This window comes from Rhodococcus sp. 05-2254-2 (assembly GCF_002259095.1).
In the GTDB taxonomy this organism is placed as follows: Bacteria; Actinomycetota; Actinomycetes; order Mycobacteriales; family Mycobacteriaceae; genus Rhodococcoides.
Map to the genome: position 1 here is coordinate 396,877 of NZ_NOZJ01000008.1, position 21,976 is coordinate 418,852.

Sequence of the window (21,976 nt, forward strand, 5' to 3'; positions counted from 1 at the left end):
AGATGACATCTGTGAACCGTCAGATCCGGCTGGCCCAGCGCCCGGTGGGACGTCCCGACGAATCGACGTGGAACCTCACCGAGGAACCGATTCCCACTCCTGGCGACGGCGAATTCGTCGTCACCGTCGACTACGTCTCTCTCGACCCGGCCATGCGCGGCTGGCTCAACGATGCGCGCTCGTACGTGCCGCCCGTCGGCATCGGCGAGGTGATGCGAGCGCACGCCGTGGGCCGGGTGCTGGAATCCCACCATCCCGATTATGCAGTCGGAGAGATCGTTTCGGGTTCGTTCGGCGTCACCGAGCATGCACTGTCGGACGGCACGGGGGTACAGAAGGTCGACGAATCCATCGCGCCTGCTCCCACCTGGCTCGGAGCACTCGGATTTCCCGGGCTCACGGCCTATTTCGGTCTGATGGACGTCGGCAAGCTCACCGAAGGCGATACCGTGGTGATCTCCGGAGCCGCCGGTGCCGTGGGCAGTATCGCGGGGCAGATCGCGAAAGCCAGGGGAGCCACTGTGATCGGCATTGCCGGTGGACCCGAGAAGTGCGCGTGGCTCACCGAAGAACTGGGCTTCGACGCGGCGATCGACTACAAGAACGAGTCGGTGTACAAGGGCCTGAAGGCGGCTGCACCGAAGGGCATCGACGTGTATTTCGACAACGTCGGCGGCGAAATCCTCGACGCGGCCCTCTCCCGACTGCGCAAGGGAGCGCGAGTGGTGTTGTGCGGAGCGATCTCCGGCTACAACGCGACGGACCCGCAGCCCGGCCCGGCGCACTACTTGTCCTTACTGATCAATCGGGCATCGATGACGGGGTTCATCATCTTCGACTACCTCGATCGCTACCAGGAGGGCATCGAGGCCCTGTCCGAACTGCTCACCAGCGGCAAGATGACCGCGCGCGAGCAGATCGAGATCGGCGGAGTCCCCGCTTTCGGGTCGACCCTGAACCTGCTGTTCGACGGGGCGAACACCGGCAAGCTGGTTCTCGAGGTCGGCGAACGCACCCACGACTCGGAATTATGACGCCGCCTCGTTCGTTGAACCCCACGTATCGACCGATAAAGAACTAGGAGAGCAACGATGTCTGCAGCCACCGAAACCGCCATTCTCGCCGGAGGATGCTTCTGGGGAGCCGAAGAGCTCGTCCGCAAGCTCCCGGGAGTGATCTCCACCCGCGTCGGCTACACCGGCGGCGAGGTCCCCAACGCCACGTACCGCAACCACGGCAATCACGCCGAGGGCCTCGAGGTCGTCTACGACCCCACCCAGACGACATACCGGGACCTGCTGGAGTTCTTCTTCCAGATCCACGACCCCACCACCAAGAACCGTCAGGGCAACGACATCGGAGCCAGCTACCGCTCGGCGATCTTCTACCTGAACGACGAGCAGAAGCGCGTCGCCGAGGACACCATCGCCGACGTCGACGCGTCGGGACTGTGGCCCGGCAAGGTCGTCACCGAGGTGACCCCGGCCGGCGATTTCTGGGAGGCCGAGCCCGAGCACCAGGACTACCTGCAGAAGTACCCCGAGGGATACACCTGCCACTGGGTGCGTCCGGAATGGAAGCTGCCGCGTCGGGCCAACGCCTAGGAGCGGCTGCGCCGCATGTGAGTGGAACCTCGTAGCCTGCTACGAGGTTTCACTCACAAGGGCGGGGCACCCAGATCCGCCATATCCAGGACGGATCTGTACCGAACGTCGTTGAGCGTCAACCGATTCAACGCCTCGTTCACCTGAGCGGACGGCATCGTCTCCACCTCGGTGACGATGCCGTTCGCGCCACAGAAGTCGAGTAGATCCTGGGTGTACTTTCGTCCGCCGCTGCCCGCGGACGCCAGGCTCTTTCGTCCGATCAGCAGATCCAGCACATCGACCGTCGTCGAGCCGAGATAGCCGACCGTGCACAGTGTTCCGTCGAGCGCGAGGCAGCGCAGGTACGGCGAGAGATCGTGATCGACCGGAACGCAGTCGATGATCAGGTCCAGCGTTCCTGTCCGTGATTGCACGTCTTCCGCATCGGTCGACACGACGACGTGGTGGGCTCCCAGCCTCGTCGCGTCGCTGACCTTGGTTGCGCTGCTGGTGAATACGGTGACCTCGGCACCGAGAGCGCGTCCCAGCTTGACTGCCAGGTGACCTAGTCCGCCGATTCCCGCGACGCCGAGCCTGACGCCAGGGCCGACGTTCCACCGCCGCAATGGCTCCCACACCGTGATTCCTGCGCACATCAGCGGCGCGACGCCGGCCGGATCCAGGTTCTCGGGGCGGTGGTAGACGAACTTGTCACGCACCACGTACTCGTCGGCGTATGCACCGCGAGTAACGGATCCATCGTGCCGATCGTGACCGCCGTAGGTGAGCGTCGGGAATTCGCGACAGAAGTTCTCCTGCCCGGCTGCGCACATGTCGCACGTGCCGCACGAATCGACGATGTTTCCCACCTCAACCGCGTCGCCGACGGCGAAGTCGGTCACCCGGGTGCCGATTTGAGTCACTTCGCCGACGAACTCGTGTCCGGGTACCACCGGGAAGTCGCCCGGACTTCGCGTCGAATGCAGATCTGTGTGGCAAACCCCGCAGTAGGTCACCCGCACCGCCACGTCGTCGCCGCGCAGTTCTCTTCGCTCGAAGTTCCATCGCTCGAGTGGCGTCGTCTCGTCGACGGCTCGATAACCGGTCGTTGCTCGCATGTGCACTCTTTCTCGAAAAGTAACCAACTGGTTGGAAACGTTAGCCGCTGCTTCGACGGTTTTCAACCAACCAGTTGGAAATGTAGGGTCGGCCCATGGGAGATTCGACCGCCACGCGTGCCCGACTACTGGCGGCGGCCACCGAGGAATTCGCGACGCACGGGATTGCCGGCGCACGTGTGGACCGCATCGCGGCGGAAGCGAAGTCGAACAAATCCCTGATCTACAGCTACTTCGGCAACAAGGACGCCCTGTTCGACATCGCGTTCGACACACGAGTCGACACCGACATCGAGAACATCGTCTTCACCCCGGACGACCTACCGGGCTACGCGGTCAGGCTCTACGAGATGTATCTCGACGACCCGACGCTGGTACGACTGCTGACGTGGGCACGTCTCGAGCGCACCCCGGCCGGGCCGCTGTTCGACCGCAGACCCGGACACGACGACGAGAAATACGCGATGATCGCCGACGCCCAACGGACCGGGCTGCTGGTGGACGACGTGGACGCCGCCGACATCTGGTCGATGCTCATCGCGCTGGCCGGGACGTGGGCTCAGGCGGCGATCATCCATACAGCCGACCGCAGCGAACCCGAGGCCGCGCACGATCGACGCCGGGCTGCCCTCGCCGCAACAGTCCGGCGGGCGTTCTGCCGATCCCCGGGGTAAGCGAAGCAGCGGTCGAACTACCGCGCACATGGGAGCCGAAGTTGCGACACTGATCCGGTGACCTCCGACAGAACTCCTCGGTCGATGGCCGACGTCCTTCGTTCGCCGCGTTTCTGGCTCGCGCCCATTCTGGTGGTGTCGGCACTGATGTCGTTCCTCGCCGCGCTGTACCTGGGCGGCGTGCTCGACCCCAGGGGCAATCTGCACGACCTCCCCATCGCGATCGTGAACCAGGACGAGGGCGACACCCTCGCGGGCGAGCAGCGCAACATCGGCAACGACATCGTCGAGGGTCTGCTGCAGAACGTCGATTCGGAGAAGGTTGACTTCCGGGAAGTCGGTCCGGCGCAAGCTCAATCACTGCTGTCGACGGCCGAGGCCTACGGTTCCATCGTCATCCCCAGCGATTTCACCAAGAGAATGGGAATCCTCGCCCAGGCGAGCGTGATTCCCGGGGACGTCGAGAAGCCGATCATCACGGTCTACACCAACCCACGTGCCGGCAGTTTCGGAATGTCACTCGTGACCGGAGTGGCGACACCGGCGTTCGAGTCGGTCAATGAAACTGTGGGACAGCAGATCACCGAGCAGGTACGCCAACAGCTCGGCGAGACTCAGCTCGCCGGTGCAAGTGCTCTCACCCTCGCGCAGCCGATCGATGTGATCGTTGCACAATACGATCCTCTGCCCGACGGCACCGGCGGTGGCCTGTCCGCCTTCTACTACGCGCTCTTGCTCGTCCTTGCGGGCTTCACCGGTGCGACCATCGTCAGCGCACTCGTCGACGGCCTACTCGGATTCACGCCCACAGAGATCGGTCCCAAGTACATCCATCGGGGACCGACCCTGATCAACCGCTTCCAGACGCTGCTCGTGAAGTGGCTCGTCATGGTCGTACTGGCCATGCTGGTGTCTGCCCTGTATCTGCTGATCAGTCATCTGCTCGGTATGCCGATCACCCACGCCTGGACCCTGTGGATGTACGGCGCGTTCGCGATCACCGCGGTCGGCATCACGGCATTGGCGGTGATGTCCGCGTTCGGCACCGCAGGACTGCTGATCAATTTGATCGTGTTCATCATCCTGGCGTTGCCGTCCTCGGGTGGCACCATTCCCCTCGAAGCCAGCCCGCGGCTCTTCACCTGGCTCGCGCAGTTCGAGCCGATGCACCAGATTTTCCTCGGCACCCGCTCGATCCTGTACTTCAACGCCTCACTCGACGCAGGGCTGCTGCACTCGGTGGGCATGACGTCTCTCGGACTGCTCATCGGGCTCGTGTTCGGTGTGGTGTTCACCCGCATCTACGACCGCAAAGGCCTCGACCGAAGCCTCGATTCACCGGGCGCTCACAGCTGACGCCAGTACACTCGATCCAATGCTTGCTGTGAATCCGGCCGGGAGCGTGGCACCCCGACGCGCCTTCCACGCTTACCTCGACGTCGCCATCGTCGTCCTCGTACTCGTGGGCACCAACCTCATCGCGCACTTCACCACGGTGTGGGCCAGCATCGCGACGGTTCCGATCGCCGCGGTTCTGCTGGTAGTCCTGGCGAACCGGCGCGGTCTGGGGTGGGCCGAACTGGGACTCTCTCCCAAGCAATGGAAGACCGGATCTCTGTACGCACTCGGAGCCGTCGGGGTCGTCCTGACCGTCGTCGCGATCGGTGCGTTGCTGCCGCTGACTCGGCCGTTCTTCATGGCCGACCGATACGCAACCGTTTCTGCAGCCATCGTCGCATCGATGATCGTCATTCCGCTGCAGACCGTCATCCCGGAGGAACTCGCATTCCGCGGGGTGCTGCACGGCACGCTGGGGCGCATCTACGGAGCTCGAGGCGTGTTCGCTGCAGGATCCCTGCTGTTCGGTCTGTGGCACATCGCGTCGTCGCTGGGGCTGACGGCGGGCAACGTGGGGCTGAGCGGATTTCTCGGTGGCGGGCTGTTCGGGCAGATCGTCGGTATCGCGTTGGCCGTCGTGGCGACTGCGGCGGCGGGTGTGGTGTTCACGTGGCTGCGCAGCCGCAGCGGAAGTTTGATCGCCCCCATCGCCCTGCACTGGTCGTTGAACGGACTCGGCGCGCTGGCCGCTGCTCTGGTCTGGCACGCGTCGGTGAGCTGACGAGCATGACCGAGCCGACCAGCATGAAAGACGACCTGCACCAGTACCTGCGGATCGACCGCGAGAACATGCTGTGGAAGCTCGACGGCCTCACCGAGTACCAGAAACGACGGCCGATGACGCCGACGGGGACGAACCTCCTGGGGCTGATCAAGCACCTGGCGATCGTCGAATACGGCTACTTCGGCCTCACCTTCGGCCGCGAATTCCCGGCCCGATTCACCGAGCTGGAGAAATCAGCTGCGGCGCGATCGAACTCCGACATGTGGGCAGCCGCCGACGAATCCTCCGAGTTCATCGTCGACCTGTACCGCGAGGCTTGGTTGCACGCCGACAAGACCATCGAATCGAACGACCTCGACACCGTCGGACGCGTCCTGCACTGGCCCGCCGAGAAGCAGGAAGTCACGTTGCACCGCGTACTGGTGCATGTGTGCATCGAAACGAATCGACATGCCGGACACGCAGACATCGTGCGCGAGCTCATCGACGATTCCGTCGGGCTGCGACTGGGGAACGAAAACATGACCGACGGCGACGCAGCATGGTGGGCCGCCTACCGAGATGAACTGGAAACCGTTGCCAGAGAAGCTGACTGAGCGCATCACCTGACGTCAGGTTTTACCAACGCCTAGCACACGCCACCGACAGGTTCTGGATAGCGAATAGTTAAGCAGGACAATAGTTTTCGATTGCACTATGGTTTCCAGTCGAACGCGCGTTCGATACACTGGCTTCCATGACCACGGAGATCTGGCAACTGAGCGAGAGCGAACTGCTCGCCGACGCCGCCGCGGTCTCCCATCAAATCCAGTTGCTCGAAGCCCGCCGGATCGCTCTCGTCGCCGAGATCGACACCCGCGTGAGCCGGGAGAAACTCGGCGTCCCCGGACCCGCCGGATGGCTGACCTCCACCACCCTGCTCTCACCGTCCAAGGCCACCAAGATCGTCGCCCTCGCCCGCGGCATGGCTGCGTTTCCCGACATCGCCGACGCCGTGAACACCGGCGTGATGACCATCGACCACGCTGCCCTGATCCTTGCCTTCGCCGAAACCCCACCGGAACACCTGCCGCAAAAGGGTCGCGATGCCGCGCGCGCCGCCTTGATCAAAGCTGCGACAGGACCCGACGCACGCACCGGCCGCATCCGAGCAGCGATCACCAGACTCGAAGACAGCTTCGGCACCAAGAAACCACCCGCCGAGAACCCCGACCGCAACGAACTCTTCGCCTCCAAGATTTTGAACGGTCGGCTGGTGTTGCAAGGTGATTTCGATGCGATCACCGGCGAAAAGCTGCTCACCGCACTCTCCCCGCTGACCGAACCCCACCCCGCCGCCGACGGCACCCAAGACCAGCGCAGCCCCGCCAAACGCAGAGCCGACGCCTTCGGCCACATCCTCGACCACTACCTCGCCTCCAGCGATCGCCCCATCGAAGGCGGAGAACGCCCCCACCTGAACCTGCACATCCGGTTGCAGGACCTCACCGACCTCCAGAACTGCGGCGGCGAAGACGACATCACCGACGACGAAACCTCACGCGCAGCAACAGAATCCGAGACCGACACAGTCGATCTCGTCGACATCATTACCGGCAACCCCGTAGACACCGACGCAGAAACCGAACCGGACAACGAAAACGGCAGTGGCAGTGGCAGTGGCAGTGGCAGTGGCGATCACGGTGAAGGCGGAGCTGCTGATCGTGGCGCGTATCGAGACTTGTTCGGCGACGGCGCTTCGGTCGGGTGGCTGCCATGGATGGGGCCGCTCTCGCGCAACACCTCCCGCCAGTTGGCGTGTGATTGTGTCCTGACCGCGATCGTGATGGACGAGAACGGCAACCCGTTGAACCTCGCCCGCACCGCCCGCACCGTCACCGCCAAACAACGCAGAGCCCTCACCGCCCGCGATCACGGCTGCGCGTTCCCCGGCTGCGGAAAACCTGCCGCCTGGACCGAAGGACACCACATCTGGCACTGGGGCGACGGCGGCCCCACCGACATGAACAACCTCGTCCTACTCTGCGGGTTCCACCACCGACTGATCCACCACAGTGACTGGGAAGTGTTCATCGGCACCGACAACCACCCCTGGTTCGTACCGCCAGCAACCGTCGACCCCTACCGACAACCCCGACCATCCCACGCCCGAGCAGGCCCCCACATCGCCTGAACCCGCCCACAGACCACTCCAGCCCCGCACCGAGAACACCGGTGCGGGGCTGGAGAAGGTTGGATCAGGAACCAGAAGGAGCGACAGGTGGTGCGGGAGGAGTAGCGCCATCGGCCGGAGCCGGGGGTGCAGGCGCAGTCGCATCGTCTCCCTCAGCACCCGGAGTCGGCGGCGCAGGCGGCGTCGCACCATCAGCCGGAGCAGGCGGCGTCGCACCGTCGGCCGGAGCGGGCGGCGTCGCACCGTCTTCCGGTGCGCACAGGGCACCCGGTCCACCCTTACCCGGCCCACTCGGACCTGGGCCACCCTCTCCCGGTCCACCCTTGCCCGGACCACCCGCGGGCGGAGCAGGCGGGGTTTCGCCGTTACCCGGAGCAGGCGGCGTCGCATCATCGGACGGGGTGGGAGCCGTCGATCCGTCGCCGGAGTCCGGAGCGGCCGGCACCGCAGGTGCATCCGACCCGCCACCGCCGTCGGTCCGCTCCCCGAGCGTCGACGACGACGCGACCGTGGACACTCCGGGCGAGACGTCCGGCCCGGTGGCAGCAAATACTGCCGACGCGACAAGCGCCCCTACTGCGAGTCCCGCCGCCGCTGTTGCCACCAGTGGCACACGGCCCTTCGATCGCTTCGGCTTGTTCTGCTGGGGAGCAGCGGGCTCGGCCGGGTTCGAGGCGGCGGGGATCGGCTGGGTCTGATCGTTCACGTTCACTCCTTGTTCGCACTGTCTCGTTCGATTCGTTCTGTCACCGACCCTGCCGCCGCTAGCTGAAGTCACCCTGAAGCTGGGCGCATCTTCAGGATCACTTCAGCTGGTGAGTGACAATCGAGGAATGACATACAGTTCCGCTCCCCGGGTGATGGTGGTGGAGGACTCGCTGCCCATCCGAGAAGCGCTGGTGGCCGCGTTCGAGGACGCGGGATTCACCGCCGCGTCCTTGCCCGACGGCGACGACTTCGAGACCACGATGGCCGGCTTTCGCCCCGATGTCGTGATTCTCGACGTCATGCTGCCGGGTGCTCGGGACGGGTTCGCGTTGATCGACATCGTCCGCCAGAGCAGCGATGCGGGAATCATCATGGTCACCGCGAAGGACCGGTTGGAAGACCGCCTGCGTGGTCTGAGCGACGGTGCAGACGACTACGTGGTCAAGCCGTTTCAGCTCGACGAGGTGGTCGCGCGAGCCAGATCGGTGCTGCGTAGACGCGGCAGGTCGTCGGACGCAATCCAAGTGGGCGATCTACTCGTGGACGAATCCGCGGGGGTGGTCACCCGCGCCGGCCACGTCCTCGACCTGACGGCGACCGAACTCCGGTTGGCAACCTTCCTCGTCGCGCAGCGCGGTCGCACTGTCTCGAAAACGTCGATACTCGAATCGGTTTGGGGCTACGGCGCGTACGACGCCAACCTGGTGGAAGTGCACGTCAGTGCGTTGCGCCGCAAGATGGAAGCCCACGGACCGCGGTTGATTCACACTGTCCGCGGCCTCGGTTACGCTTTGCGGGCACCGCAGTGAACCGCACACCGACGCCGTCGTTGCGTACGCGAGTGGTCGCCACCGTTGTCGTCCTGTTCGCGGTGCTGCTACTTGTGGTCGGCGCATCGGTGGATGTGGTTCTGGGCCAGCAGCTTCGACGCGATCTCGATGCTCGCTTGAGCGATCGGGCCGACCGAGCGGTCGAACTGGTCGACAGCGGGGTCAGCGCGCAGGACTTGGTGCAAGCCCTGCAGGGTGACGCTATCCGAGTTCGGATCACCACCGCCGACGGAACGGTCTACGGTGTGCCCGGTGGCGAGCCTCCCGCGCAGGGCGATCGGCCCGCGGCACCCAACCCTCCGTCCGGCCCGTCGAATGCGCCCACTCCCCCGGGACCGCCCAATCCGCCTGCCCCACGTTCCGATTCGCTGGAGATCACGAAGCCCCTACCCGACGGATCGACACTGTCACTCCTCGGCGACACCACCGCGATCGCCGATGTTCGCCAACAGTTGCGCATTCTGATGGTGGGTGCCGGTGCAGTCACTCTGCTCCTGGCCGCCGCCGCGCTGATCTACGCGGTCAGGCGAGCACTGTCGCCCCTGGACTCGATGACGTCCGTTGCACGCCGAATCACCAACGGCGACAGAGGAAGACGGCTACTACCATCCAAGCCGAAGACAGACCTGGGCCGCACCGCATCGGCCGTCGACGAGATGCTCGACGCCCTCGAGGACGCCGAGCAGAAAGAGGCCGCGGCCGCGCAGGCGGCGCGCCGAGCGGAGGAGGACATGCGCCGATTCCTGGCCGACGCGGCACACGAACTGCGCACACCGGTGGCCGGGATCTCGGCGTTGGCTCAGTCGCTGCAGCGCGACGCCGAGCACCGCCCCGATCGGGTCGGCAGGTGGAGCGAACTGTTGGTCGGCGAGTCCGCCAGGGCGTCGCGCCTGGTGGGCGACATGCTCGATTCCGTTCGTGCAGAGAATACTTCGGAGCTGGAGCTGACCGACGCGGATCTCACCGACATTGCGCGGCGCACCGTCGAGCGCGCGGCACTGCTGTCGCCGCAGGCCCGGTTCGAGGTGGACGGATCGCAACCGGTGCCGGTCAGGGTGGACGTGGGCCGCGTCGAGCAAATTTTGTCGAACGTCCTCGACAACGCCGCTCGGTTCACTCCGCCCGGCGGGAGAATCCGAGTGCAGACAGGGGCCGACTCACAGGCGTTCGTCACCGTCGACGACGACGGTCCCGGGGTCGACGAGGCGGACCGTGAGCGCATCTTCGAGCGGCTCGTTCGACTCAACTCCGCGCGCGACCGTTCCTCCGGTGGCGTCGGGCTCGGGTTGTCGATCGCGCGGACGTTGGCGCGAGCGCACGGAGGCGAACTCGTCTGTGCCGCAGGGCCTACGGGCGCGAGATTCCGCATGACACTGCCGAGAGAAGATCGATAGCTACTCGACGATCAGATCCATCAGCAGGCTGTCGTGCCAGCCGGTCGGGCCCTTCTCGTACTTGCGCATGATCCCGACGGGCTCGAATCCGACTGCGCTGTAACAGGCAATCGCTACCGCGTTGTCGGCGGCCGGATCTATCACCAACCGATGATGTCCGAGGTCGACTGTCAGGTATCGCACCAGCGTGCCCACGGCGTCCTTTCCGACCCCGCGACCGTGTACAGCCGGGTCCAAGAAGATGTCGATCGACGCATGCCGGTACATCGGATCGGTCTCTTCGCCGTACTGGATCAATCCCACTGTTGCGCGGTCGATTTCGACGACCAATCGATGCTCTTCGGGGTTGTCGAACGGCCAGTTCTCGTCGGCGTCCTCGTCGCCCCACCGCGCGTACACCTCGGGGGTGTGCAGTATTCGGCGGAGCTCCGGCACGTCCTCGGTGGTGACGGGCCGCAACACGACCCGTTCACCGCGGAGGTTCATCGCACAGTTCTACTCGGCCCGCTTCGCGGCACGGGCAGCGAGGTCTTGGGCGTCGAGCTTGTCCGCTTCTTCGAGAGTCGGTGCGCTGCCGCCCAATCGTGCCGGAACCCAGTACGCGCCCGGCTCGTGGTGGTAGTTCTCCTGCAGTTCCAGCAGCATCTTCTGCATCACCGTACGCAGTTTCTCGGTCAGTTCGTTCGGCGGACCGACCGGAGGCAGCGGCTCACCGACAGCGATCGAGATAGGAGTATTGGTGCGGCCCAACCGCTTCGGGTATCCCTTGGTCCACACACGCTGCGCGCCCCAGATCACCGTCGGGATGATCGGCGCGCCTGCCTCGATGGCCATGCGTGCTGCGCCGGACTTGAATTCCTTGATCTCGAAGCTGCGGCTGATGGTCGCCTCGGGATACACGCCCACGAGCTCGCCGTTGCGCAGGCTCTCCACGGCCGCCTTGTAGGACTCGGCACCGGCTCCACGGTCGACAGGGATGTGCCGTAGCGAGCGCATGATCGGGCCGGAGATCTTGTTGTCGAAGACTTCCTTCTTCGCCATGAACCGGATGTAGCGCTTCACCCGTCGCGGCGGCAGCCCGGCGTAGGTGAAGTCCATGTATCCGGTGTGGTTGACGGCGATGACGGCTCCGCCGGTGGCAGGGATGTGTTCCTCGCCCTTGACATCGAATTTCAGGCCCTCGAACGCGAACACTGCACGAGCGATGCCGATGACTGATCGGTAGACGGGTTCCACAGTCCGTTAGCGTAGTCGGTGGACGATGCCGGGGAAAAGGTCCGGGAGATGTCAGGTCCGCTCGAAAGCAACGGGGGAGAAACGACGTGAAGAACAGTGCGGCATCACCGCGGCGGACCAGGGTCGTCCGAACCGCGCTGCCGCTGATCGCAACGCTCGCTCTGGTCGGAGCCTGCGATTCCGCAGTCGGACTGCCATCCGAGCAGTCGGGAGCGACGAGCACCACCACCGAGGCACCGAGCGACGACTCACAGGCGGCAACTCCGACCACGGCAGCCCCGACCACCACCACGCCCCCACCGATCCCGCCCGGCCCACCCGTCGGCGAGGTTCCCGGAAACCCGGACGCCGCGATGGCGTTGCGACCGTTCGTGGGCGACCTCATCGGCGGCGGAATCGGCGTCGTCACGGCGCGGTGCTGGACGGTTCCGCCCACCGAGATCCCGGCGATGTACGTCGACGCCGAGGCCATCCTCGCTGCCGTTGCCGCCCCCGGCGTCGACGGTCAGTACGCCGTCACGTGGACCGGGCCCATCGCCACGGTCAGCGTCAAGCGCAGTGAGATCGCAGCCGGCTATGCGTGCCCCACCGTCTACCCCACCGGCACCGCTCCCGTGTTCGACGCGACAGACGCCGTCTACACCGTCGATCGCTACCTGGGGCGTCTGGCTGGGATTCCGGTGAACCCCAGCGATGTGGAAGAAACCTACCCACTCGTGTGCGACGGCCGTCAGACCTGGGATGCCCTCGGCACCGGAGTTCCCACTGCCCCGCCGCTGGTGCAGAATCCGAACATCCTGCCCGGCATCACCTCGTTCGATCCCGACAGCGTGTTCGTCACCGGGCAGAACGGCATCTACACCCAGGTCAACGCAGACATCATCGACGCGTCCGGGGCGTACCAGAACCGTACGTTCGTGCTGGCCGTCGGCGGCGAGGGTTACTGCATCGGCGACATCGCCTGAACCGGTTCTGCGCAGGAGTGGAGCCCGCGGAACGACCCGGGGTCAGCGCAAGACATCCGTCCCGACGAAAGGCACCAGCGCCTCGGGGACGCGGACGGTGCCGTCGGCCTGCTGGTGGTTCTCGAGGATCGCGACGATCCAGCGGGTGGTGGCGAGGGTGCCGTTGAGCGTCGCTGCGGTCTGGGGCTTGCCGTTATCGTCGCGGTACCGCACGCCGAGGCGTCGGGCCTGGAACGTCGTGCAGTTCGAGGTCGAGGTCAGCTCGCGGTAGGCCTTCTGGGTGGGAACCCATGCCTCGCAATCGAATTTGCGAGCGGCCGAGGAGCCGAGGTCGCCGCCTGCGGTGTCGATGACCCGATAGGGCAACTCGACTGCGGCGAGCATTTCCTTCTCGTACTCCAGCAACTTCTGGTGTTCGGCCGCTGCATCCTCGGGCTTGATGTAGGAGAACATCTCGATCTTGTCGAACTGGTGGACGCGGATGATGCCGCGGGTGTCCTTGCCGTAACTGCCCGCTTCGCGGCGGAAACACGACGACCATCCGGCGTAGCGCTTCGGGCCGTCGGCGAGGTCGATGATCTCGCCCGAGTGGTAACCCGCGAGAGCAACTTCCGAGGTTCCGACGAGATAGAGGTCGTCGGCTTCGAGGCGATAGATCTCGTCCGCGTGCGCGCCGAGGAATCCGGTTCCCGACATGATCTCCGGGCGAACCAGCACCGGCGGGATCATCATGGTGAAGCCGTTCTTGACGGCCTTCTGGGCAGCGAGCTGGAGCAATCCCTGCTGCAGCAACGCGCCGTAACCGGTCATGAAGTAGAAGCGCGAGCCCGAGACCTTGGCTCCGCGCTCCATGTCGATCAACTTCAGCGACTCACCCAGCTCGAGGTGATCTTTCGGCTCGAAGTCGAACTCCGGGATCTGCCCGACGGTCTCGAGCAGTACGAAGTCGTCCTCGCCGCCTGCGGGCGTGCCGTCCTGAACGATGTTGGAGATCGCGCGGTGGGCCGCGTCGAGGGCTGCATCGGCCTCGGCTTCGGCGGCCTGGGCGGCCTTGACCTTGGCGGCGAGTTCCGATGCCCCGGCGAGCAGAGCCGGACGGTCCTCGGCGGAGGCCTTACCGACCTGCTTTCCCAGCGCCTTCTGCTCGGCACGCAGCTGATCGCCGGCCAGCACCGCGGCCCGGCGGGATGCGTCGGCACCCAGAAGTGCGTCGACGAGAGCGGGGTCCTCGCCTCGGGTGCGCTGCGAGGCGCGCACTGCGTCGGGATTCTCGCGAAGGAATTTCAGGTCGATCACGAGAACGAACCTTACTTGCCGAGCAACCCCAGATAGTCCTCGCGTCCGAACATCGTGGCGGCATCGATCGCCGACGGGTGGCCACCGTGCGGATCGGCTCCACCCTCGACGAGCACGCGCACCACCTCGTCCTCACCTTTGAAGACCGCGCCCGCGAGTGGGGTCTGCCCTTTGTCGTTGGGCTTGTTCACATCGGCACCGCGCTCGACCAGCGCACGCACGGCGTCGGCGTGCCCGTGATACGCGGCGAGCATGACCAGCGTGTCGCCTGATTCGTTGTGCAGATTCACCGGGACGCCCGCGTCCACGTAACTCGCCAGAGCGGCACTGTCACCGGTGCGGGCCATCGCGAACAGTCGGCCGGCGAGCTCGCTGAGGTCGTCGTCACCCGTTGGGTCGCTCATGAGGACCGAACATACTCGGGCATGATGGAGGGCGATGTCCGGATACGAAACAGACCCCCCGACGAGCGAGAAGTCTCGGCGAACACTGTCTGCAACCACAGCTCGACGTGGACTCGCCATGGTTGCGGTCGGTGCGGTGCTGGCCGCCGGGGCGACGGTTTTTCTCTCCGACGGATTCTCGACACCCGAGAAGATCACCACCCATGCGACGGCCAGTGGGCCTGCGACCGACGGGCCCGTGTCGGCGTCCTCCTTCGGTGCCGCCGACCCTGGTGCCTGCCTGCAGTGGACGCCCACCGACGATCCCGAGACCGATCGGCAGGACCTCGCCGAGGTCTCGTGCGCCGATCCCCATCGCTTCGAGGTGGCTCGCGACATCGACATGAGCGTCTACCCCGGCGTCGAGTTCGGTCCTGCCGCGGCGTATCCCGGTTCCATCCGGTTCAGCGAGTTGCGCGACGAACACTGCGCGGCCGCCGTCGACGACTACGTCGGTGCCAAATTCGATCCGAACGGACGCTTCGGCGTCGGGCTGATGTTCCCCAGCCAGGCCGGATGGGCCAAGGGTGAGCGGACGCTGCGCTGCGGTGTGCAGATGCCGTCGAACACCGGCGCGCTGATGGAGATGACCGGGTCGATTCTCGATCAGGACCAGTCGAAGGTCTGGCCTACCGGAACCTGCATCGGCATCAACCAGAACGTGCCGGCCGATCCGGTGGACTGCGCCGCTCCGCACGCGTACGAGGTGGCGTCGGTGATCAACCTGACGCAGCAGTTCCCCGGCGGGCACCCGTCGGAGGGCGACCAGGATGCGTACCTCGAGCGGACGTGCACCGACGCGGTCAACGGCTACCTCGGCTCGGACACCGCGTTGCGCGACAAGACGCTGACCCTGTTCTGGGACACCATCGACGTCGCGAGCTGGCTGGCCGGAAGTCGCCAGGTGACGTGCTCGGTGGGTGCCGAACTCGATTCCGGCGGTTTCGCGACCATCGTCGGCACCGCCAAGGGCGACATCCTCATCAACGGTGCAGCCCCCGTACCGCCGCCCTCCGCTCCCGACGGCCGCGCACTGCCGACACCGCTGCCCGGTGCCGCACCGATCACCACCGGAGGGTGACATTCCCACGCACATGACGCGCGTCGACTTCGAGGAAGCAGTGTCCGACGCCCTCGACACTCTGCCGCGTGAGCTCACCGACTTCATGAACAACGTGGTCGTTCTCGTCGAGGAAGAGCACCCCACCGAGGACATCCTCGGACTGTACGAGGGCATCGCACTGACCGAGCGCTACGAATACAGCGGCCACCTACCGGACGTCATCACGATCTACCGCAAACCGATCCTCGAAATGGTCGACGACGAAAACGAGGCGCGACGGGAAATTGCGATCACCGTAGCCCACGAAATCGGACATCACTTCGGCATCGACGACGAGCGACTGCATCAACTCGGATTCGGCTGACAGCACTCACTCGTCGCCCGCCCGCTCACCCCGAACGCACCCCCAGGTTGGGATGAATGTGGGTTTCAGTCACTCAGATGGCCTGAATGGCGCATTCATCCCAACGTGGGGGCCGAAGCGAACGCCGGGCTACGCCGCGACTGTCTCTCGGCGAGTGGATCGAGCAGCGCGATCGGTGAGTAATGCGAATCCCAATCCCAAGGCCAGCCACAGGGTTGCCTGGGTGGCCAGGGACGACAGTCGGAATTCCCACAGCAGGGTTGCCGGGAAGTCCGCGCCCACCTCGTTGACGGTGGGCAGCAGCGCGTAGCCGACGCCGACCACAACCAGGAACGCCAGCAACGGCGCTCCGACGCGAATCGCCACCGAATGCTGCGATGCCACCGCCTTCGCCGCGTAGACGGCCAATGCGACCGCCAGCAGACCCAGAATCACCGACGCCAACCACAGCCAAGTGCGTTGGGTGATGGTCTCGGGATCGCCGACGGCCGGTGGGTTGGCCGGGTACTTGAAGAAGGGCACCGCTTCGATGGCCAACCATCCGGCACCGGCTCCGACGAGCGCGAGAATCGAGCCCGGCAGTGCGGTGAAGCGTCGCCCGTAGTGCAGCGCCGAGGCGAAGATCGCGCCGAGCGCCAGGCCGGCGAGTCCGGTGGCGAGGAACAGTCCGACGCGTTGTCCGTCTCGACTGACCAGTGCGTCCTCGCCGTGGGAGTGCGCGGCCGCATCGGCGTCGGCGTGATGAGCGTCGGCTCCGGCCGCTTCCTCGATGGCGATGGCCGAGTCGATGTGCGGTTCACCGACGACGTAGGCGACTGCTCCGGCGAGCAGGCCTGCGAGAAGTCCGGCGAGCAGACCTCGCACCAGTAGTTGGACGAATGTGCCCTGCAGCGTCGGGCCGTGGATGTCGGTCAGTGGCATGGCAGGCCCAGCAGGTGGCGGCCGTCGTGCATCAACTCGTGCATGTACATGCCACTGCGGGAGATCGCGCCCTGATCGAAACCGACGAGGTAGAGCACGACGAAAGCGAGCAGAATCGTTGCGGCGACGATGACGGCAAGAGCAGCCGACTCCGTCGTATTACTGGGTGCGTGAATGATTGCCATGGTGTCCTCCTGGGATTGTGCGTCCCGTAGTCCCCGCTCGAAAACGGGGACGGCCATGCGATGAACGAGTTTTCTGACTCTCGAATTCGGGCATTTCGCCGACGTCGATCACAGTGGCGCAACCGCTCCGGATTTTCACCGGATTACCTGCGTACATCGCGTATTACCAGCGAACTGTGGCATCGCTCCGGACTCTGTGTCAATCGCTGTCCCGACCGACTGCAGCTCGATGCCACAAAGCTGCGGTGCCACAATGACGCAGTGCCCGCTCTCGTGACCCGACTGATGTTGGTCGCTCACGCGCGAACCGACGCCATGCGCACCGGCCGGTTTCCCGGCGACGAACCACTCGACGACGCGGGCCTGCGCGATCTCGAGGCGGTAACCGACCTTCCCCGCGCCGACCGCGTCCTGTCCGGCCCGGAAACCCGCTCGATCTCCACCGCGCAGGTGTTCGGAACAGAGATCTCCGTCGAGCCCGCGTTGGCCGACATCGACTACGGCCGGTGGTCCGGTCTCGAGATGACCGACCTGCCCGACGCCGACGCGATGGCCTGGCTGAGCGATCCGGCGTTCGTTCCTCCGGGCGGAGAATCCCTCGACGCGTTGTTCTCTCGCGTCGAGAAGTGGCTGAGCGCTGTTGGATCGACGCCGGGCCGCACTCTGGCGGTGACCTCTCCTGCCGTCGTCCGAGCCGTGGTGGTGCTGGTGTTGGACGCCCCGATCCGCTCGTTTTGGCGAATCGACGTTTCCCCGCTGACGCGCACGTCCGTCAGCCATCGAGGCGGCGTCTGGACTGTCGGCGCGGTGGCCCAGAAGTTCGTCTGAATTTTTCTCGCGCGGAGGGAACCGAACAGAACACGGCGGCGTCTTACCTACCGACAGCGCAAAGTTCTTCGATCAGGGAGCGTGGCTCATGACCGTCATCAAGGTGGATCCGGTGGCCCTACAGCTTGCTGCCTCCGAACTCGATGCGGTCGCCGCTCGCTTGCAGGCGGCTGTCACTGCAACGGCAATCCCCGTGCGGCCACTGCCGCCCGGTACCGACGAGGTCTCGCTGCTCACCGAACGGTTCTTCGGCACCGCGGCCGATACCTTCGGACCTGCTGCAGCGCAGGGCATTTCGGAGTTGCACCGAGCGGCCGAGGAACTGCGGAAACAGGCTGCGGACTACGTGGCCACCGACGACGACACGGCCGGGGGCCTACCCGGCCTACCCGGAATCTGACGCACCGCACTCGACCGCAACACCAAGACACAAAGCTCGAAACGACACAACGCTCGAACATCATGGGGGCCAGAGGATGACGCTCGGAGTGACAGGTGTGGTGTGGCTGCCACGCACGGCGACGGGAAACTCGACGCGATTGCTCGGGCCGGGACCGGTGCCGTTGCACGTCGCCGGTGGCGCGTGGGGTTCGGTCGCTGCGGCGTTCACCGAGGCATCGGCGAGCATTGCGGCTGTCACCGCGGCTCTGACCGCAGGCTGGGAGGGCGAGTCGGCACTGCTGGCTCAGGCTGCGCTCGGCCGTTTCGCGACCTGGACCGCCGCCACGGCAGTCAAGGCGGCGGCGCTCTCGGTCGAGGCCCCGGCCGCAGGAACCTCGTACGGTGTCGCGTTGGCGACCATGCCCTCGCTCGTGGAAATCGGAGCCGTTCAGGCCGCCAAGGTCACCGCCGCATCGACGGGCGGCGTGATGAACGGCAGCTACGAGGCTGCCGAGGTGGCCGATCGACTGCTCGACATCCGCGCTGCGATGGTGATGGAGGGCTTCGAGCTGGTCTCCTCGCACCGCATCGTCCAGACCACATTCGATCAGCCGCCGGCCATCGTCTCCGATTCCGGCAAGTTCGCCAACGGCGCATTGATGACATCCCCGGTCCAGGCCGCGATCGGCGGATTGATGGCCGCGACCCAGAACCCCGGCGTGGCAGCGGCGGCCGGTCAGATCGGTAGTGCTGCCACCTCCATCGCCAGTACCGGCGTGTCGACCGTGGCCACCGCCGCGTCCACCATCGGGTCGAGTGCGTTGTCCGGCGGATCGGGAGCGAGCGGCGGGTACGGTTTCGCACCCGGTGGTTCGGCATCTCCCGCTGTCGGTCCGGCGTCCACGCGTCCGGTGTCGTTCGGCGGCGGGGCAGGTGGAGCAGCCGGGCCCGGTGGCATCGGCGGCGGCGTCGGAATGCCCGGTTCGGCGTTGGGTCCCGCCGGTGGTGGCTCGATGCAGGCCGGTGCAGGCCTAAGCGGTCCGTCCGCGTTCGGCGCAACCACCTCGGCCGATGCAGGCCTCGCTCAGCGCGGAACGGGCGCGGCAGGCGCTCCTGCCTCCGGCCCGCGCGGGCAGGCCGAGGACGACGAACACGAGACCCCGGACTACCTCAAGCAATTCGAGCACTTCTCCGACGGTCGGACCGTGGCACCGTCCGTCATCGGCGCGGACCCGACCCTGCCGCACACGGATACCAGCGGGAACGGCCGTTGATCGACTTGGGAACCGTGCCGGTGGGCCACACACTGCCGATCGCCGCACTCGGTGTGGACGAGATGGATTTCCTGGTCGACGAACTGTCGATCGCCGAACTACCCGTGGTCCTGGACGTGTTCCCGCGCTTCGACGACGTCGGTGCCCGAGATCGTGCGCTCGAGCACGGGCGCAGCGCACTGAACAACGCCGGCCTGATCACCGAGGGCCGCGTCCACGAGGATCTCGAGCAGTGGCTGCGGGTTCTCGAACAACCTCACTGGTACGTCTCGGCTCGTGTCTTCGACGTCGAGAACCCAGAGCCCGTTCCGACCATTCGCATCTGCGTTGCATCCGACGATCGGATCGCGGTGTCGGCGGTGCGGCGAGACGACGTGGTCACCATCCGCGCCGTCCACGGTGATCCGGCCCGGGACCTCGCGTCGGCGATCGGCTCGGCCGCGTCGTTCGACCCGGGCAGCATCAACGCGCCGACCGATCTGCTGGCCGAAGCACTCGACGCGGCACCGACCGACGTCGGAGCAACCGCGTCTCGGCTGCGCGGTATCGGCGTAGCGCACGAGCGCGCCGCGGCTCTGGCGTCGGCGATGGCCACCTGCGCCGGCAGAACCGAGATCACCGCCGTCGCCCGTAGGCACGGAACCCGTCACGTGGCCGGGAGACCCGTGGCCCTGTTCGACACCAGAGCCGGACGCATTCTCGCCACCTCGACCCTCGCCGCCGACGGCACGTCGTGGAGCTCACTGACCGGGGCGACGGATCGCAGAGTGACCGCTGCCCTGACCGAGCTGATCGCATCGGCCGGTGAGCATCTGCGCTAGCTGATCGGGTTGTCCGCCTTGTTGCTGCCCTTGCCCTCGAACGGCGGCAGGAACGTGCCCCACCTGGTGCAGGACCATCCACCGTCGGGCAGTGGCAGCAGCTCGACGGTGTGCGTGTTGTCGAGGTGGTTGTCGGCCGCGAACGTGCCCTCGACACCTGCCAGTACCGCCGCAACCAGTCGGATTGCGGCACCGTGACTGACGACAACGACGTCGCCCGCTGTCTCGTCACTCAGATACTGCGCGCGGAGGCCGTCGAGCACCGGGACGTAACGCTCCAACACCGAATGTCCGCTGTCGCCGCCGGGCACGGTCGCCGCCAGATCTCCGGCGTGCCAGCGACTGAAGATATCGGTGAACTCCCGGTGCGCATCCGCATCGTCGCGGTCCTCCAGATCTCCGGCGAAGGTCTCCTGAATTCCCTCGGTCACTACCAAGGGAACCCCGGTCGCTCGTTCGATGTAACCCGCAGTCTGCTTGGCACGCAACGCAACCGAGGACACCAGCACCGCGGGCGGGCGTCCGATCCAGGTCTGCGCATACGCGTCGGCCTGCTGGTGCCCCAGCTCGGTGAGCTCGGCTCCTGGCGGCGAGGTGTCCAGTATCTTCGCGACGTTCGCTGTCGTCTGACCGTGCCGAACCAGAATCAATTTGCCCATCACAGATCACCGCGTCCGGCACGAATGTCTGCGACCCACTGCACGTGTTCGTCGATCGGCGGCGGCACCGAACCGCCCGTTCCTGTTGCGGTGGGCCAGGATCCGAGGAACCGGAGGGGCATCTTGCGGTGGAATGCGGCCAACATCTCCGCGACGAGCGGGTCGTCGATGTGCCCGGCGCAGTCGATGAAGAACCTGTACGTTCCGAATCGCGAACGGGTGGGCCGTGATTCGATGAAGGTCAGGTCGATGTTGCGAATTCCGAACTCGGCCAACGCTGCCGGCAGCGTGCCCGGATCGTTCGGCGGCTCGAGGACCACCGACGTTCGGTCTGCACCGGTGCGCGCAGGCACCGACTGCGGCGCCGTCACCAGCACGAAACGAGTCCGCGCGCCCTCCACGTCGATGACCCCGTCGGCCAACATCGACAACTTCAAGCGCTCACCGGCGAGCCGCGTCGACACCGCAGCATCGACCATTCCGGCTACAACGTCTTCTGCTGCACCGGCATTGGACGACGCGGACTGCACCACGGCGTCGGGCATGGCGGTCTGCAGCCACTGGCGCACCTGATTGAGCGCGATCGGATACGCGCTGATCGTGCGGGCCGAGTCGAGGGTGACGCCGGGACCACCGAGAATGGTGAAGGCCACCTCGATCTCCGTCTCGGCGACGATCTGCAGCCGGCGGCCCTCCGACAACGCGTCGAGCGTCGGTGGGACCGCTCCCTCGATGGAGCTTTCGATGGGGACCACGGCGGCGTCGGCCGCGCCCGATCGCACGGCCTCGAGCGCAGCGGGTGGGTTCGACGCCGACACCCGCTCGACCGCGCCGTCCAGACCGACCGCGCCGAAGGTTCCGAGCTTTTCGAACTGCGCCAGCGCCATCTCCGTGAACGTTCCCGATGGGCCGAAGTAAGCGATGCGAGGCACGTC

At 65.8% G+C, this 21,976-nt stretch carries 26 protein-coding genes; 16 read left to right on the top strand and 10 right to left on the bottom strand.

All coding sequences use genetic code 11. The features are described from left to right. Positions 1-2 precede the first annotated feature (2 nt). On the top strand, positions 3-1,034 hold the full coding sequence (locus CH283_RS11925) for an NADP-dependent oxidoreductase (RefSeq protein WP_094638938.1): 1,032 nt from the start codon (positions 3-5) through the stop codon (positions 1,032-1,034). A 57-nt stretch (positions 1,035-1,091) separates the two neighbouring features. Further along, positions 1,092-1,604, top strand: coding sequence for a peptide-methionine (S)-S-oxide reductase MsrA (gene msrA, locus CH283_RS11930; protein ID WP_068054290.1), 513 nt, complete (start codon positions 1,092-1,094; stop codon positions 1,602-1,604). Between the two features lie 53 nt (positions 1,605-1,657). Here msrA and CH283_RS11935 read toward each other — a convergent pair whose 3' ends face one another. Next, on the bottom strand, positions 1,658-2,704 hold the full coding sequence (locus tag CH283_RS11935; RefSeq protein ID WP_094638939.1) for an NAD(P)-dependent alcohol dehydrogenase: 1,047 nt from the start codon (positions 2,702-2,704) through the stop codon (positions 1,658-1,660). Between the two features lie 95 nt (positions 2,705-2,799). Here CH283_RS11935 and CH283_RS11940 point away from each other — a divergent pair, with 95 nt between their 5' ends. From CH283_RS11940 to CH283_RS11960, 5 genes are all read left to right on the top strand, one after another. Continuing rightward, the gene (locus CH283_RS11940) at positions 2,800-3,378 is read left to right on the top strand and encodes a TetR family transcriptional regulator (protein WP_094638940.1); all 579 of its coding nucleotides are present in this window, start codon (positions 2,800-2,802) and stop codon (positions 3,376-3,378) included. Between the two features lie 84 nt (positions 3,379-3,462). Next, positions 3,463-4,734, top strand: coding sequence for a YhgE/Pip domain-containing protein (locus tag CH283_RS11945; protein ID WP_094638941.1), 1,272 nt, complete (start codon positions 3,463-3,465; stop codon positions 4,732-4,734). A gap of 19 nt (positions 4,735-4,753) precedes the next feature. Then, positions 4,754-5,497 (top strand): CPBP family intramembrane glutamic endopeptidase, encoded by a 744-nt coding sequence (locus tag CH283_RS11950; RefSeq protein WP_037187130.1) that lies wholly within the window; start codon positions 4,754-4,756, stop codon positions 5,495-5,497. Between the two features lie 5 nt (positions 5,498-5,502). Continuing rightward, positions 5,503-6,096, top strand: a complete 594-nt coding sequence (locus CH283_RS11955) for a DinB family protein (RefSeq protein WP_094638942.1) — start codon at positions 5,503-5,505, stop codon at positions 6,094-6,096. Between the two features lie 140 nt (positions 6,097-6,236). Next, the gene (locus tag CH283_RS11960) at positions 6,237-7,673 is read left to right on the top strand and encodes an HNH endonuclease signature motif containing protein (protein WP_094638943.1); all 1,437 of its coding nucleotides are present in this window, start codon (positions 6,237-6,239) and stop codon (positions 7,671-7,673) included. A gap of 64 nt (positions 7,674-7,737) precedes the next feature. On the opposite strand, the gene CH283_RS28270 is transcribed toward CH283_RS11960, so the two are convergent. Then, a complete protein-coding gene (locus CH283_RS28270) occupies positions 7,738-8,379 on the bottom strand; it encodes a hypothetical protein (protein ID WP_176460225.1) in 642 nt (213 codons plus the stop codon). A gap of 127 nt (positions 8,380-8,506) precedes the next feature. Here CH283_RS28270 and CH283_RS11970 point away from each other — a divergent pair, with 127 nt between their 5' ends. After that, positions 8,507-9,190: a response regulator transcription factor gene (locus CH283_RS11970; RefSeq protein ID WP_094638944.1), complete on the top strand. Its 684-nt coding sequence runs from the start codon at positions 8,507-8,509 to the stop codon at positions 9,188-9,190. Then, positions 9,187-10,605, top strand: a complete 1,419-nt coding sequence (locus CH283_RS11975) for a sensor histidine kinase (protein ID WP_094638945.1) — start codon at positions 9,187-9,189, stop codon at positions 10,603-10,605. The genes CH283_RS11970 and CH283_RS11975 overlap by 4 nt, the downstream gene beginning before the upstream one ends. Here the strand turns inward: CH283_RS11975 and CH283_RS11980 are convergent, their stop codons facing one another. Further along, the gene (locus tag CH283_RS11980; RefSeq protein ID WP_094638946.1) at positions 10,606-11,091 is read right to left on the bottom strand and encodes a GNAT family N-acetyltransferase; all 486 of its coding nucleotides are present in this window, start codon (positions 11,089-11,091) and stop codon (positions 10,606-10,608) included. It abuts the gene before it with no gap. A 9-nt stretch (positions 11,092-11,100) separates the two neighbouring features. Further along, positions 11,101-11,841 carry a lysophospholipid acyltransferase family protein gene (locus CH283_RS11985; RefSeq protein WP_094638947.1) on the bottom strand — a complete coding sequence of 247 codons (741 nt, stop codon included), beginning with the start codon at positions 11,839-11,841 and terminating at the stop codon, positions 11,101-11,103. An 86-nt stretch (positions 11,842-11,927) separates the two neighbouring features. Between CH283_RS11985 and CH283_RS11990 the strand changes: the two genes are divergently transcribed. Next, a complete protein-coding gene (locus tag CH283_RS11990; protein ID WP_094648540.1) occupies positions 11,928-12,806 on the top strand; it encodes a hypothetical protein in 879 nt (292 codons plus the stop codon). A 42-nt stretch (positions 12,807-12,848) separates the two neighbouring features. Here CH283_RS11990 and serS read toward each other — a convergent pair whose 3' ends face one another. After that, positions 12,849-14,102 (bottom strand): serine--tRNA ligase, encoded by a 1,254-nt coding sequence (gene serS, locus CH283_RS11995; RefSeq protein WP_094638532.1) that lies wholly within the window; start codon positions 14,100-14,102, stop codon positions 12,849-12,851. 11 nt (positions 14,103-14,113) lie between these two features. Further along, positions 14,114-14,506 carry an ankyrin repeat domain-containing protein gene (locus tag CH283_RS12000; protein WP_094638531.1) on the bottom strand — a complete coding sequence of 131 codons (393 nt, stop codon included), beginning with the start codon at positions 14,504-14,506 and terminating at the stop codon, positions 14,114-14,116. A 34-nt stretch (positions 14,507-14,540) separates the two neighbouring features. Between CH283_RS12000 and CH283_RS12005 the strand changes: the two genes are divergently transcribed. Both CH283_RS12005 and CH283_RS12010 read left to right on the top strand, forming a co-directional pair. After that, the gene (locus CH283_RS12005) at positions 14,541-15,626 is read left to right on the top strand and encodes a septum formation family protein (protein WP_094638530.1); all 1,086 of its coding nucleotides are present in this window, start codon (positions 14,541-14,543) and stop codon (positions 15,624-15,626) included. Between the two features lie 13 nt (positions 15,627-15,639). Next, positions 15,640-15,972: a metallopeptidase family protein gene (locus CH283_RS12010; protein ID WP_082073870.1), complete on the top strand. Its 333-nt coding sequence runs from the start codon at positions 15,640-15,642 to the stop codon at positions 15,970-15,972. Positions 15,973-16,101: 129 nt separating this feature from the next. On the opposite strand, the gene CH283_RS12015 is transcribed toward CH283_RS12010, so the two are convergent. After that, entirely contained in the window at positions 16,102-16,893 is a 792-nt protein-coding gene (locus tag CH283_RS12015; protein WP_094638529.1) for a CbtA family protein, read from the bottom strand. Then, the gene (locus CH283_RS12020) at positions 16,884-17,078 is read right to left on the bottom strand and encodes a CbtB domain-containing protein (RefSeq protein ID WP_032396459.1); all 195 of its coding nucleotides are present in this window, start codon (positions 17,076-17,078) and stop codon (positions 16,884-16,886) included. The genes CH283_RS12015 and CH283_RS12020 overlap by 10 nt, the downstream gene beginning before the upstream one ends. Positions 17,079-17,339: 261 nt before the next feature. Between CH283_RS12020 and CH283_RS12025 the strand changes: the two genes are divergently transcribed. The 4 genes from CH283_RS12025 to CH283_RS12040 all read left to right on the top strand — a co-directional run bounded on the left by CH283_RS12025 (position 17,340) and on the right by CH283_RS12040 (position 20,382). Next, positions 17,340-17,906, top strand: a complete 567-nt coding sequence (locus tag CH283_RS12025; protein ID WP_176460226.1) for a histidine phosphatase family protein — start codon at positions 17,340-17,342, stop codon at positions 17,904-17,906. 88 nt (positions 17,907-17,994) lie between these two features. Next, complete coding sequence (locus tag CH283_RS12030) at positions 17,995-18,306, top strand: PE family protein (protein ID WP_032381057.1); 312 nt, start codon at positions 17,995-17,997, stop codon at positions 18,304-18,306. An 88-nt stretch (positions 18,307-18,394) separates the two neighbouring features. Beyond that, on the top strand, positions 18,395-19,561 hold the full coding sequence (locus CH283_RS12035) for a PPE domain-containing protein (protein WP_176460227.1): 1,167 nt from the start codon (positions 18,395-18,397) through the stop codon (positions 19,559-19,561). Beyond that, positions 19,558-20,382: an ESX secretion-associated protein EspG gene (locus tag CH283_RS12040; RefSeq protein ID WP_094638527.1), complete on the top strand. Its 825-nt coding sequence runs from the start codon at positions 19,558-19,560 to the stop codon at positions 20,380-20,382. Before CH283_RS12035 ends, CH283_RS12040 begins: the two co-directional genes overlap by 4 nt. On the opposite strand, the gene CH283_RS12045 is transcribed toward CH283_RS12040, so the two are convergent. Together CH283_RS12045 and pheA are read right to left on the bottom strand one after the other, a co-directional pair. Beyond that, positions 20,379-21,044, bottom strand: a complete 666-nt coding sequence (locus tag CH283_RS12045; RefSeq protein WP_094638526.1) for a histidine phosphatase family protein — start codon at positions 21,042-21,044, stop codon at positions 20,379-20,381. The genes CH283_RS12040 and CH283_RS12045 overlap by 4 nt on opposite strands. Continuing rightward, entirely contained in the window at positions 21,041-21,973 is a 933-nt protein-coding gene (pheA, locus tag CH283_RS12050) for a prephenate dehydratase (protein WP_094638525.1), read from the bottom strand. The genes CH283_RS12045 and pheA overlap by 4 nt, the downstream gene beginning before the upstream one ends. Positions 21,974-21,976 lie beyond the last annotated feature (3 nt).

What these genes read in the sequence shown, in the direction of transcription:
- CH283_RS11925 (WP_094638938.1), top strand. Translation starts at nt 3, where the DNA reads ATGACATCTGTGAACCGTCAGATCCGGCTGGCCCAGCGCCCGGTGGGA.
- msrA (WP_068054290.1), top strand. Translation starts at nt 1,092, where the DNA reads ATGTCTGCAGCCACCGAAACCGCCATTCTCGCCGGAGGATGCTTCTGG.
- CH283_RS11935 (WP_094638939.1), bottom strand. Translation starts at nt 2,704, where the DNA reads ATGCGAGCAACGACCGGTTATCGAGCCGTCGACGAGACGACGCCACTC.
- CH283_RS11940 (WP_094638940.1), top strand. Translation starts at nt 2,800, where the DNA reads ATGGGAGATTCGACCGCCACGCGTGCCCGACTACTGGCGGCGGCCACC.
- CH283_RS11945 (WP_094638941.1), top strand. Translation starts at nt 3,463, where the DNA reads ATGGCCGACGTCCTTCGTTCGCCGCGTTTCTGGCTCGCGCCCATTCTG.
- CH283_RS11950 (WP_037187130.1), top strand. Translation starts at nt 4,754, where the DNA reads ATGCTTGCTGTGAATCCGGCCGGGAGCGTGGCACCCCGACGCGCCTTC.
- CH283_RS11955 (WP_094638942.1), top strand. Translation starts at nt 5,503, where the DNA reads ATGACCGAGCCGACCAGCATGAAAGACGACCTGCACCAGTACCTGCGG.
- CH283_RS11960 (WP_094638943.1), top strand. Translation starts at nt 6,237, where the DNA reads ATGACCACGGAGATCTGGCAACTGAGCGAGAGCGAACTGCTCGCCGAC.
- CH283_RS11970 (WP_094638944.1), top strand. Translation starts at nt 8,507, where the DNA reads ATGACATACAGTTCCGCTCCCCGGGTGATGGTGGTGGAGGACTCGCTG.
- CH283_RS11980 (WP_094638946.1), bottom strand. Translation starts at nt 11,091, where the DNA reads ATGAACCTCCGCGGTGAACGGGTCGTGTTGCGGCCCGTCACCACCGAG.
- CH283_RS12000 (WP_094638531.1), bottom strand. Translation starts at nt 14,506, where the DNA reads ATGAGCGACCCAACGGGTGACGACGACCTCAGCGAGCTCGCCGGCCGA.
- CH283_RS12005 (WP_094638530.1), top strand. Translation starts at nt 14,541, where the DNA reads ATGTCCGGATACGAAACAGACCCCCCGACGAGCGAGAAGTCTCGGCGA.
- CH283_RS12010 (WP_082073870.1), top strand. Translation starts at nt 15,640, where the DNA reads ATGACGCGCGTCGACTTCGAGGAAGCAGTGTCCGACGCCCTCGACACT.
- CH283_RS12015 (WP_094638529.1), bottom strand. Translation starts at nt 16,893, where the DNA reads ATGCCACTGACCGACATCCACGGCCCGACGCTGCAGGGCACATTCGTC.
- CH283_RS12020 (WP_032396459.1), bottom strand. Translation starts at nt 17,078, where the DNA reads ATGGCAATCATTCACGCACCCAGTAATACGACGGAGTCGGCTGCTCTT.
- CH283_RS12030 (WP_032381057.1), top strand. Translation starts at nt 17,995, where the DNA reads ATGACCGTCATCAAGGTGGATCCGGTGGCCCTACAGCTTGCTGCCTCC.